We start from the raw sequence: 12,170 nt of genomic DNA, 5'->3' as shown, positions 1-12,170 counted from the left end.
TTATGTTGTTGAAGCATCGTTGAGTACTGAACTTTCTTTACATTTTAGTAATTTTCTCGTATTATTTTATTATCGTGTCAGTTGTAATTTTGAATTTAGGAAGTAAACCATGACTGAAAAAAATTATAAAATTAAAGTACAAGATGTCACCAAAGAGTATGACATGTTCAAGACTCAATCTGACAAGTTAAAGTCGTTTTTCTCATTATCAAGGAAAAATAAAACCCCACATTTTTGGTCTTTGATGGGAATTTCATTTACCGTTCAGCCTGGTGAAGCATTGGGAATCATTGGTGTAAATGGTTCAGGAAAGTCAACCATTTCTAACATTATTTCTGGCATTATTCCGCAAACGACCGGCCAAGTTGACGTGCGCGGAGATACTTCGATCGTGGCAATTAACGCTGGCTTGAGAAAGAATTTAACTGGCCGTGAAAACATCCGAATGAAGTCATTGATGCAGGGACTTACAAACCACCAAATTGATGACATGATGGATGATATCATTGCCTTTGCTGATATTGGTGATTTTGTTGATCAACCAGTAAAAGACTATTCTAGTGGTATGAGGTCCCGACTTGGCTTTGCCATTGCCGTTCACATTAAGCCAGACATTTTGATTATTGATGAAGCCTTGTCCGTTGGTGACGATACTTTCTACCAAAAATGCGTTGATAAGATTGATGAATTCAAAGAAGAAGGTAAGACCATTATCTTTGTATCTCATTCACTAAAGCAGGTGCGTCTGTTGTGTGATCGGGTTGCTTGGATTAACTACGGGAAGCTACGGAAAATTGGTCCGATGGAAGAAGTCGTCTCCGAATATCAGAAGTTCATCAAGTGGTTTAAATCGTTAAGCAAAAAAGAGAAAAAACAATTCCAGAAAAAAGAAAAGACCATTCAGAAGAATTTTGATATTAATAAGTATCAAAAAGAAATTACTAATGAGTATGCTGAGGATCACCCGAATGATCCTAATCCAGCACGAACCATCCATAAGCGGTTCTATAGTGAAGTTATTCAAGAAAAGATGCCATTGACCACTAAGGTTATGACGTGGGCGGTTTTATTTGCCATGATTTTCTTTTGCTTGGTAAATGTATCTGGTCATCCAACGATGGCTGTTGTTAGACACCCAAGTTACATTGTTCATCCAAGTAAGAAGATGAGGTACCAAAAGAAAAATGGAAAATCAGTAATGGTCACTAAGCATGAATACAAGCAACTTGAGAAACATGCCTGGGGACAACGATAAAAATTTTGCTATTATTCATCAAAGTGAATAATAGCATTTTTGTTTAGGAGGAAGATTTAGATGGCAATGAAGAGTCATGAAACATTTACATTGATTGAGGAAATTACGCGATTAGATGGTTCTAAGTACCTTGAAATCAGCAACATGGTGCAGAACGGACGAGCTGAGCTTGCTGCAGAACGAAAAATGATTAAACAGGTTCGAATCCTTCAACTAAACATTCCTCACTCCGTTCATGTCATTAATTACGAGAACTATGTTAACCAGAATTATGTGATGCCAAAGGAAAACTTTGACCACTTTGAGGAGTGGAAACGAACCCCAGCAATGGATCATGAAGTCCAGATGATTTTAAAAGAGAACCATATTGGTTAAATCAATTGGCTAATCTTTTTGTGAATTAAATCATTAATATTTGTTATCACCAACCACCAAATATGGCATAATGAGTATGAATAATATTTGGAGGTGTTGATGATGACTGAAAAATTTTTAATTGGAACTTATACCCAAAAAACTAGTAAGGGCGTTTATCAAATTGAATTAAACAAAGACAAAAAACAGCTGGAAAATGCTCAGCTAATTGCGCAAATTAGCTGTCCAACCTATGTTGTTGAGTCTGATGACCATAAAATTTATGCGATTGATCGTAATCAAGATGAAGCGGAAACACGTGGTGGGATTGCTGTTTTTGATAGCAGCACCATGCCAGCTAAATTAATGCAAGAAGACATTGAAGTAGGTCCCTCACCAGCCTACATTACTGTAGACGAAGGACGCCAGATGGTCTATACAGCAAATTATCATACTGGTAATGTCATTGCGTATCACATTGAAAGTGACGGGACTGTCAAAGAATCACAGCGAATCCATGACGATGGAATGACCGGTCCACTACCAGAACAACAAAGTGGTCCTCATCCACACTATGCCGATCTAACTCCTGATGATCGCTTAGTGATTTGTGACCTGGGATTGGATCGAGTTTATTTGTATGATGTTTCTGACGCGGGTGAGATTACTCCTGTTAGTGAGATTCAGTTGTCACCTGGATTTGGTCCAAGACACATTGCTTTTGCTGAATCGACGGGAAAGGCTTACTTAATTGGTGAACTAAGTAGTAAGATTGCAGTTCTTGATTATAATGAAGAAGCTGGCATCTTTACCGTCCAACAGGTTGTTAAAACTATTCCCAATGACTACAAAGATGCTAATGGTGGAGCTGCAATTCGAATAACTAACGATGAGAAGTTTGTGTATGTTTCTAATCGTGGCAATGATTCGATTGCTGTTTTTAAGGTCCTAGATGATGGTGACTTAGAGCGAATTCAAGTAATTTCAACTGAAGGGGAATTTCCGCGTGATTTTAACTTTAATTCAGATCAATCCTTTCTAATTGCTGTAAATCAAAACACTAATAACGCAACCTTGTACGAGCGAAATCATGAGAATGGTAAGTTGTCTGTCATTCAAAAGGATTTTGCGGTACCAGAGGGAACCTGTGTTGCTCCTCGAAAATAGTTAATTTAATGAAAAGTTAATGCTTTTATAGCGTTAACTTTTTTCATTCCCTTAACAAATTGATATAATTAATTTAAACAGGTGGGGTGGAGATTTTGATTAAATTAATTGTGACAGATATGAACAAAACTTTTTTAAATGAAGCTAATCGATATGATGAGATTAAGTTTTTAAAAACGTTTCAAAAAATGAAACACCAAAACGTTAATTTTGCCGTCGCTAGTGGCGGACCGAATGATAAATTACAAAGCCTGTTTGTTGATTATCGGGACCAAATGGATTTTATTTCTCAAAATGGTTCAGTAATTTATCGTGGAAATGATTTAGTCCATGCCGAATCGCTGAATGATGATCAGATTAAACGGACGTTAAAGATGCTTTATGATGATTTTGGCCCTGACATTGTCGGGGTTAACGTATCTGGGCTTAAGCATACTTATGTAGATAAAAGGCTACCCGAAAAAATGTATCAGTTAATGAAACAATACTATAGTAATACGGTCCGTTTGAATGATTTGGCTAACATCACAAGTGAGAACACTGATGATCAATTAGTAAAAGTTGGTGTGACGTTTAAGCAAGGTGCAAACGTGATGCGAAAAGTTCATGAAATGCGACAGATGCTTCCAGATAATCTTGAGAGTTTGAACTCTGGCTTTAATACCGACCTAATTGGTGTAAAAGGGATCGACAAAGCAACTGGCGTGCGCTATTTGATGAAAAAATATGATGCCAATCCTGAAGAGGTTGTCACATTTGGGGATAATGAGAATGATTTAGGAATGTTGGATTTAACTCCGAATAGTTATGCTATGAAGAATGGCATTCGGGAGGCAAAGGACGCCGCTGGTCACGTTACCGAGTTTGATAATAACGATGATGGGGTTCTAAGGACAATTGATACCATTTTAGATAATCAGTAGTTTCATTTAGTAAGGTAATGACAGTACAAATATACGTGAGGCGATTAAAAATGAATAACGAAGAATTAAATAACATTGTTGAAGGACGTTTGGATAAGTACTTTGAAAAATATCCAAGTACTCCTGATGTTGAGATGTACAAGATTGAGTTGAAACGTTCAATCGTAAAAGATGCATTAGCTAAGATTTCAGATGAAGTTACGATTAACGATGCAATTAACCAGGCTTTTTCTGACTTTGGTGACATTGATCACGCTATTAATCAGATTGTTTTTAAAAGTCATGGAATCAAGGATTAAAATGAATTAGCCGTTGTGGCTTTTTTTATTAGGATACATATGATAATGTATTCATATGAAATAAATTACATATATAAGGAGAAAATCATGGATTCTAAGATTAATCCCAAAAAATTAGAAGAAGCTCATGAGTTATTTAAAATTTTGAGTAATCCGGTTCGGATTCAAATGTTAGTGTTGTTAGAAAATCACTTACTCAACGTTGGTGAGATTAGTGAGGAACTTGGACTTGAACAATCAGCTACTTCTCATCAATTGGCAATGCTTAAAAAGCATCAATTGGTAAGTAGCGAACGGAAGGGCAAGTCAAATTATTATCGCCTGGATGATCCTCATATTATGGACATTGTAAATGAAGGACTAGCTCATTCGGATCACGTGGTAAGGGGTGTCAAACATGGAAACTAAAAACGTGGTTGGGTATGGAATGATAATTGAGATGGTTGCGATTGCTTGGATGATAGTAGAATTTTCGGTTGGCTTAAAGGCCGGGATCGATGCCCACTCAATTGTATTAATTGCGTTTGGTCTTGATAGTTTGATGGAGATTATTGCTGGATTTGTTTTACTATTTCGTTTGGAAATTGAGTTTAAAGGGAGTTCAAAAATTGACATTAATCGAGTGGATAAGGTTGCCACGAAGATCGTTAGCATCATTTTGCTCCTTCTGTGTGTCTATATTCTAGTTACTTCTGGATATAATTTGTTTCAGCATGAAGGTGCTGATGGCAGTCTGATGGGGATCATCATTTCTATTTTGTCTCTTATTATCATGCCAATGATCGCCTATGCTAAGTATTGGATTGGGAAAGTAATTGGTTCTAACGCTTTAATTCAGGATGCCATGTGTAGTGTTACTTGTGCTTATCTTGCTGGGACGGTGCTTATCGGAGTTTTGCTTAATTATTTTTTCCATATTTGGTGGATCGATTCAGCAGCAGCAATTCTAATTGTTTTCCTTATTGGTAAGGAGGCATTAGAATGTCTTGTGGAGAGCTAATCTTGACAAGTGCAATTATAGAACTATAATAATAATTGTATAAAGTTTAGTTGTACAAAACTAAAAGGTGAGGTGTTAAGTATGAGTGAAAACAATTATCAATTTGATGTATTGTATTTAGGAAGTGGACATGGTGCTTTTAACGGTGCTATTCCATTGGCCCTAAAGGGTAAAAAAGCTGGCATTATTGAAGTTGGCAAGATTGGTGGAACTTGTCCTAACCGTGGATGTAACGCTAAGATTGCTTTAGACTTCCCAGTTAAGATGAAAAAAGACGTTGATAACTTCCAAGGACACGGCTTAGATGGAACTACTAAGATCAATTGGGCCGATAACGTTAAGCATGAAAAAGAAGTTATCAGTCAATTACCTGGTGGAATCGAACAAGGTCTAAAGAGTGTTGGCATCGATGTGATCCATGGGTATGGAAAGATCGTTGATGCGCACACCATCGACGTTGACGGTACCAAGTACACCGCTGATAAACTTGTTGTAGCAACTGGAGCTCATTATCACAAGATTGATATTCCCGGTGCTGACTTGGCATACGATGGAACTGATTTCTTGAACTTAGAAAAACAACCAGAACACATGACCGTTATCGGTGGTGGATACATTGCCATTGAATTTGCTACCATCGCAGCAAATGCTGGAACTAAGGTTACCATCCTATTGCACCATGACAAGGCCTTAAGAAAGTTTTATCAACCATTTGTTGAGTCATTACTTAAAGATCTTGAATCTCAAGGAGTTCAAATCATTCGAAACGTTGATCCTGAATCAATCGAAAAATCAGGTGATGGTTTTGTAGTCAAGACTAACAAAGACGACATTGACTCTGATTGGGTTCTTGACGCAACTGGCCGTGATCCGAACGTTGAAGGATTTGGTCTTAAAGAAGTTGGTGTTGATTACGATAAGAAAGGAATCAAAGTTGATGATCATCTTCAAACTTCAGTTGACAGCATTTACGCTGCTGGCGATGTTCTTGATAAACAAGTTGGTAAGTTAACTCCAACTGCCATTTTCGAGTCAATGTACCTTACCAAGTTATTTACTGGTGCTACTACTGATCCAATTAAGTATCCAGCTGTTCCAAGTGCAGTTTTCTCATCACCACGAATTGCTGAGATCGGTGTTAGTGTTGACGAAGCTAAGGCCAACCCTGATAAGTATGATGTTAAAGAATCAGACCTTGCCACTGATTGGTTCAGATTTGCAATGCAAGAGAACAAAGGTAAGACCATTTCAATCACCGACAAACAAGGTTACCTAGTAGGTGCTACTGAGATCAGTTCTGAAGCTGATAACGTTATTAGTACTTTGGCACCATTTGTTGAGTATCACATCTCACCAGAAAAGATGAGCGAATTGATCCCATTGTTCCCAACACTTGGTTCTGAGACTTTGAATCATCTATAAAATAAAAAGTTCGCCAAATGGCGAACTTTTTTTTGTATCTAATTCTATTTAAGAAATTCCGGTTTTCTGAAATCAGGATCTGGATAAGTGTAAAAGCCTTTACCGGATTCAAGACCAATGTTACCTTGGTCAATCATATCCTTGAATTTTTCGGAAGCCTTTTTAACTTCTGGGTTAGTTGACATCTTAGTGATATCATACATGGTTTTCATCCCAATAATGTCCATAATGGCGAATGGACCAAGTGGTGCACCAGTTCCAATCATCCATGCCTTATCGATCGTTTCAGGATCAGAAACGCCATTGTTCCAGAGGACTAAAGCATCTGATAGAAATGGTACTAACAGTGAGTTCAATAGGTAACCCGGTTGTTCCTTGTTAACTAGGATTGGAACCATTCCAATTTCACGTGAAAACTGTTCCATCTCTTTTGGAAGATCCTTATTAGTTTTAGATTGTGACATGATTTCAGCGGTATTGTTTTTCCAAATTGAGTTAGCGAAGTGGTAACCCAAATACTTGTCAGGACGACCAGTAGCATCAGCAAACTGTGATGGTAGTAAAGTCGAAGTGTTAGTAACGATAACAGTATCTGGATCAGCTAAATCGTTGAACTTTTTGTAAAAGTCATTTTTAACATCTGGATCCTCAGAAAGAGCCTCGATAACTAAGTCAGCACCCTTAAGAGCGGCCTTTAAATCAGTGGTGTAATGGAGATGTTCCTCTGCGTTCTTGACCTGTTCATCGGTAGCTCCAATGTCTTTTTTTACTGCTTTTTCCCAACGAGCTACTCGCGCCTTAGCACGATCGAGTGAGCCGTCTGAACGGCCCCAAATAGTAGTGTTTTTTCCGTGGAAAGCTGACATGAAAGCAATTTGTGAGCCTAAGGTGCCTCCACCGACAATGACAACGTTATTGAATGTCATGGTGATTTCCTCCTATATATTTACTTATTATCCACTTCTATTCTATGCTAGTGAAAGCGCTTAAGCAACCTTCTTTATCTGTTATAAATGACAATGGTTGCAAGCCAGAGTAAATTAGTTAAAATATTAACTAAATTGTTAATGGAGGTATGTAATGATGAATGACACTAGAAGAGTAACTCTTGACGATGTGATGTCTTTACAGGCAATTAGTCGGGAGACGTTTGCCGATACATTTGGAACTGAAAACAAACCTGAAAATTTAAATCAGTACCTAGACAGTGCGTATGATCCAGAGAAACTAAAAAGTGAAATATCCAATCCAAACTCTAAATTTTATTTTGCCTACGTTGATGGCCAACTAGCAGGTTATTTAAAATTGAATATTGATGATGCTCAATCCGAAAAAATGGGGACGGATTATTTAGAAGTTGAACGAATCTACCTGAAAAAGAATTTTAAACGACATGGGATTGGAACAAAATTTATCAATCTGGCAGTTAGAGAGGCCCAAAGAAACCATAAGACCAAGATGTGGCTTGGGGTCTGGGAACATAATGATGCCGGATTAAAGTTCTATCAAAAAATGGGATTTAAGCAAGTTGGGGATCATGTATTTCAACTTGGCGAGAGTGCTCAGCGTGATTTGATAATGGAGAAGCCAATTAGTGGTAACATTAAGTAAGTAGTTAATAATCTTAATTGGGAAAGTTGGTTCTTTCGTTGTTATTTAATGGCATTTTTCTTTTAATTGCTAGCATCATTGCCGGAACGTTGAGTAGTGTCGTTGGCATGGCAAGTGTGATTCTTTATCCGGCACTTTTGTTTGTTGGATTACCACCAATTATGGCAAACGTCACGATTACGGTGGGAATTATTTTTAGCGGAACGAGTGCCGTCTTGTCATCGAGACGAGAGCTCAAAGGACAGGGTTCGGTCACTCTTCACGTTATGCTATTTGCGGTCATTGGTGCGGTTATTGGATCAATTATCCTGTTACATAGTTCCAATAAAAGCTTTCAAGATGTTGCTCCCTTCGTCATCTTACTGTCTGGAGTTTTAATGTTAATTCCAAAACGACAGTCAACGTTTGCTTCTGAAAGTATTTCAAAAACAGCGAGTGCAATTGCCGCGATTGCCATTGTGATTGTTGGGATTTACGTTGGCTACTTTGGTGCAGGCGGCGGAGTGCTAATGGCTGCCATTTTGATTCGAATTATCGATGCACCATACGCCATTTGCAATGCGGTCCGAAATGTGACGACTTTAACCATGAACGCAGTATCAGCTGCCATCTTTATTTTTACTACCCCAATTAGTTGGAGTGCTTTGGTGGTGCTTGCCATTGGTCTGTTTATTGGTGGGTACATTGGCCCGATTATTGTCCGGGTAATTCCATCAGCTGTAATGAAGTACACGGTTGCGATTGGTGCGATTATCCTGGCTGCTTTTTTAGCATATCAGGCATATTTTTAAAAAAGATGAATGTAGGGAAAATATTATGTGGAATTTAATTTTTTTAGTAGTGGCAGGAGTTGTTAGCGGGGTGCTTGAAAGTACGGTTGGACTGGCCAGTTTAGTTGCTTATCCAGCGATGCTTCTGGCAGGATTTGCACCGATCGTTGCAAACGTTACCAACACGGTTGGCTTTGCTTTTAGTGATTCAAGTGCCATTTTAGCGTCCCAAAAAGAACTTAAGGGACAAAGCAAAGTCATCTTTAAGGTTACCATCTGTGCTGGAATTGGGACCATTATTGGTTCTTTAATTTTACTTAACAGTTCGAATAAAAGTTTTGAAAACGTTGCCCCAATCATCATTATGATTTCGGGAGTTTTGATGTTGCTGCCAAAGAGTCAAAAACAATTATCTGAGACGCATATGACCGTATGGGGAAAGATAATTACCGCCATTGCACTTCTTTTTGTTGGGATGTATTTAGGTTACTTTGGTGCTGGCGGAGGAGTCATGTTAATTGCAATTTTACTTCGAGCCGTGAACCAACCTTATGCTGTTTGTAATGCAATCCGAAATTTTGTTTCGTTAATTTTGAACTGGATTTCGGCCATCATATTTATGTTTACAATGCCAATCAATTGGGTGGCTTTGATTGCCATCACAGTTGGGTTACTAGTAGGTGGATATATTGGGCCGTCAGTCGTACGTCATATTCCATCCAATGTTATGAAGTATGGGGTTGGGATCGGTGCCATTGTATTAGCGATTTGTTTGGGAATTAAGACTTATTAATAAAACAAGGAGAAAGTGGAAGTTTGATTTTAAAGTATTTCTTATTGATTTTTGCTGGGATTTTAAGCGGAATTATGGGAACCGCTGTGGGACTTGCTAGCGTTGTTTCATATCCAGCAATGTTGGCTTCCGGACTATCACCAATCGTTTCCAGTGTGACTAACATCGTTGGTTTTGCGTTTAGTAACATGAGCGCAGTGGCCTCATCTCAAAGAGAATTAAAGGGTCAAGGTAAGACCATTTTAAAAGTGGTTATTTTTGCTGGAATTGGGTCTGCACTCGGTTCCCTGATTCTTCTTCATAGTTCCAACAAAAGTTTTGCGGATATCGCACCAGTTGTCATCATGTTGTCTGGGGTTTTGATCATGCTACCGAAGAGTCAAAAGCAGTTAATGAAAACCCATTTGGGATTATGGGGTAAGACCATTACCGCCATTGCACTGACGTTGGTTGGAATGTACTTAGGTTATTTTGGTGCTGGTGGTGGAATTTTGATCATGGCGATTTTAATGCGAGCCTTAAATGAGTCATATGCCGTGGATAATGCCATTCGAAATGTGATGTCACTAGTTATGAATTGGATCTCGGCTTTGATCTTTATTTTTACAATTCAGATTAACTGGCCAGTTCTGATTACGCTAACGATTGGATTGGTTATTGGCGGATACATTGGTCCAGCCATCGTACGTCTCATCCCATCCAATATCATGAAGTACGGGGTCGGAATCTTGGCAATTTTATTGGCCATTTATTTAGGAATTAAAACTTACTAATCCTGTTGCAACCAGCCTATGATTATGGTATTTTTAAATCAAATAAGATATGACAATAAAGAGGACGAGTACCATTAATTTCTTTTATAGCGAGTCGAAGTTGGTGAGAGTTCGATAAAGAGTTAATGGGAAAAACACCTTGAGTTTTAAAGCTTGAACGAAGTAGGGCTTAACGGTGGCAATCCGTTATCATTGTGTGAGTTGGTTTATGTTACATAAACAATATGGGTGGTACCGCGATGACCTCGTCCCTTTTTGAGATGAGGTCTTTTTTATTGTCTAAAAAGGAGTTGTTAAGTATGAAAGAACAAAACGTTTTAGCAAAAGATTTGTACACTAAGAAACACGATTTTGGTAATGAATCAGTAGTTCTAGAAGGATGGATTCGAACCATTCGTAATTCTAAAAAGATTGCCTTTATCGAAGTCAACGACGGTTCATACATTAAGAATGTTCAGGTGATTGTCAAGAGTGATCTAGATAACTTTGATGACATCATCAAACTGCCGATTAGTTCAACTCTGAAGGTGATTGGCAAACTCGTGGACACCCCGGATGCCCCGCAGCCATTTGAAATTCATGCGGAGCAAGTTAAGATTGAGGGTGTTTCTGATCTAGACTATCCACTGCAAAAGAAGAAGCAATCACTTGAGTACCTTCGTTCTATTGCACATTTACGTCCTCGAACCAATACTTTTTACGCTGTTTTCAAGATTCGTTCGATGGCAGCCTTTGCGATTCATGAATACATGCAAAAACACGGCTTTGTCTATGTAAACACTCCGATTGTTACTAGTAGTGACACGGAGGGGGCTGGTGAGATGTTTCAGATCACTAGCTTAGATCAAAATGACCTGCCAAAGGATGAAAATGGTAAAGTCGATTACTCAAAGGATTTCTTTGGTCAAGAGACGAACTTAACCGTTAGTGGACAATTACCAGTCGAGGCCTTTGCTCTGGCATTTAGAAACGTATACACTTTTGGCCCAACTTTTAGAGCTGAAAATTCGCATACTAAACGCCACGCTGCCGAATTTTGGATGATTGAACCGGAAATGGCCTTTGCTGATTTAGATGACATTATCGAAACGTCTGAGGACATGCTAAAGTATGTCATTAATTATCTACTTGAAAATGCTGCAGAGGACCTTCAATTCTTAAATGATAACGTCGACGACAACTTACTTAAGTTGCTTCAAACTACTGTGAACGAGAAGTTTGCGCGGATCACGTATACGGAAGCAATTGATTTGCTTGAAAAAGCTGACGTTGAGTTTAAATATCCGGTTAAGTGGGGGATTGATTTAAAGGCTGAACACGAACGTTATCTATCCGAAAAAGTGTTTGGCAAACCCGTGTTTGTCACTGATTATCCACGGAATATCAAAGCCTTTTATATGCGTGATAACGACGATGGTAAGACCGTTGCTGCTTCAGACCTTCTGGTTCCAAGAATTGGTGAACTAGTTGGAGGAAGCCAACGAGAAGAGCGTGAGCAAGAATTGGCTGACAAAATGGATGAATTTCATTTATCAAAGGATGAGTACGAGTGGTACCTCGAATTACGTAAATACGGTGGCACTAAGCACTCTGGCTTTGGAATTGGCTTCGAACGATTACTGATGTATGTCACTGGGATGGATAATATTCGTGATGTTATCCCTTATCCAAGAACCCAAGGTAGTATTAAATTTTAGACTAAAATGAGCCCATGAGAAATCATGAGCTTTTTGTTATCTTTTGTAACAATTCAAATGAAAAAATGATAGTCTATAAATAGCTATTAAATTAGTACAAATCGAA

Annotated in this window: 14 protein-coding genes and 1 other annotated feature; of the genes, 13 read left to right on the top strand and 1 reads right to left on the bottom strand. The window is 38.4% G+C overall.

What is annotated here, in order from left to right; translation table 11 throughout:
- Positions 1–109: 109 nt before the first annotated feature.
- The 8 genes from AC6UDF_RS05770 to AC6UDF_RS05735 all read left to right on the top strand — a co-directional run bounded on the left by AC6UDF_RS05770 (position 110) and on the right by AC6UDF_RS05735 (position 6,420).
- Positions 110–1,255, top strand: a complete 1,146-nt coding sequence (locus AC6UDF_RS05770) for an ABC transporter ATP-binding protein (RefSeq protein WP_500708225.1) — start codon at positions 110–112, stop codon at positions 1,253–1,255.
- A gap of 60 nt (positions 1,256–1,315) precedes the next feature.
- Positions 1,316–1,630, top strand: coding sequence for a hypothetical protein (locus AC6UDF_RS05765; protein WP_500696028.1), 315 nt, complete (start codon positions 1,316–1,318; stop codon positions 1,628–1,630).
- 102 nt (positions 1,631–1,732) lie between these two features.
- Complete coding sequence (locus AC6UDF_RS05760; RefSeq protein ID WP_500708223.1) at positions 1,733–2,776, top strand: lactonase family protein; 1,044 nt, start codon at positions 1,733–1,735, stop codon at positions 2,774–2,776.
- Between the two features lie 110 nt (positions 2,777–2,886).
- Positions 2,887–3,699: an HAD-IIB family hydrolase gene (locus AC6UDF_RS05755; RefSeq protein WP_500724021.1), complete on the top strand. Its 813-nt coding sequence runs from the start codon at positions 2,887–2,889 to the stop codon at positions 3,697–3,699.
- Between the two features lie 50 nt (positions 3,700–3,749).
- Positions 3,750–3,998: a hypothetical protein gene (locus tag AC6UDF_RS05750; protein WP_500694319.1), complete on the top strand. Its 249-nt coding sequence runs from the start codon at positions 3,750–3,752 to the stop codon at positions 3,996–3,998.
- 87 nt (positions 3,999–4,085) lie between these two features.
- The gene (locus AC6UDF_RS05745; protein WP_500694320.1) at positions 4,086–4,406 is read left to right on the top strand and encodes an ArsR/SmtB family transcription factor; all 321 of its coding nucleotides are present in this window, start codon (positions 4,086–4,088) and stop codon (positions 4,404–4,406) included.
- Positions 4,396–4,998 (top strand): cation efflux transmembrane domain-containing protein, encoded by a 603-nt coding sequence (locus AC6UDF_RS05740; RefSeq protein WP_500706785.1) that lies wholly within the window; start codon positions 4,396–4,398, stop codon positions 4,996–4,998. Before AC6UDF_RS05745 ends, AC6UDF_RS05740 begins: the two co-directional genes overlap by 11 nt.
- 81 nt (positions 4,999–5,079) lie before the next feature.
- The gene (locus tag AC6UDF_RS05735) at positions 5,080–6,420 is read left to right on the top strand and encodes a dihydrolipoyl dehydrogenase family protein (protein WP_500724019.1); all 1,341 of its coding nucleotides are present in this window, start codon (positions 5,080–5,082) and stop codon (positions 6,418–6,420) included.
- Between the two features lie 44 nt (positions 6,421–6,464).
- Here AC6UDF_RS05735 and AC6UDF_RS05730 read toward each other — a convergent pair whose 3' ends face one another.
- Complete coding sequence (locus AC6UDF_RS05730) at positions 6,465–7,346, bottom strand: 3-hydroxyacyl-CoA dehydrogenase (protein ID WP_500694323.1); 882 nt, start codon at positions 7,344–7,346, stop codon at positions 6,465–6,467.
- A 157-nt stretch (positions 7,347–7,503) separates the two neighbouring features.
- Between AC6UDF_RS05730 and AC6UDF_RS05725 the strand changes: the two genes are divergently transcribed.
- From AC6UDF_RS05725 to asnS, 5 genes are all read left to right on the top strand, one after another.
- The gene (locus tag AC6UDF_RS05725) at positions 7,504–8,031 is read left to right on the top strand and encodes a GNAT family N-acetyltransferase (protein WP_500724025.1); all 528 of its coding nucleotides are present in this window, start codon (positions 7,504–7,506) and stop codon (positions 8,029–8,031) included.
- A gap of 17 nt (positions 8,032–8,048) precedes the next feature.
- Positions 8,049–8,822: a sulfite exporter TauE/SafE family protein gene (locus tag AC6UDF_RS05720; RefSeq protein WP_500696035.1), complete on the top strand. Its 774-nt coding sequence runs from the start codon at positions 8,049–8,051 to the stop codon at positions 8,820–8,822.
- 25 nt (positions 8,823–8,847) lie between these two features.
- The gene (locus AC6UDF_RS05715; protein WP_500696847.1) at positions 8,848–9,594 is read left to right on the top strand and encodes a sulfite exporter TauE/SafE family protein; all 747 of its coding nucleotides are present in this window, start codon (positions 8,848–8,850) and stop codon (positions 9,592–9,594) included.
- 23 nt (positions 9,595–9,617) lie between these two features.
- The gene (locus tag AC6UDF_RS05710) at positions 9,618–10,367 is read left to right on the top strand and encodes a sulfite exporter TauE/SafE family protein (protein ID WP_500724017.1); all 750 of its coding nucleotides are present in this window, start codon (positions 9,618–9,620) and stop codon (positions 10,365–10,367) included.
- A 46-nt stretch (positions 10,368–10,413) separates the two neighbouring features.
- Positions 10,414–10,623 (top strand) — a binding site (T-box leader).
- Positions 10,624–10,666: 43 nt separating this feature from the next.
- Positions 10,667–12,064, top strand: coding sequence for an asparagine--tRNA ligase (gene asnS, locus AC6UDF_RS05705; RefSeq protein ID WP_500724015.1), 1,398 nt, complete (start codon positions 10,667–10,669; stop codon positions 12,062–12,064).
- Positions 12,065–12,170 lie beyond the last annotated feature (106 nt).

The sequence above is a fragment of the Fructilactobacillus sp. X2R6C1 genome (genome assembly GCF_059901295.1).
The sequence above is the reverse complement of the archived record's forward strand: the minus strand, read 5'-3'. Positions and strand labels throughout refer to the sequence as shown.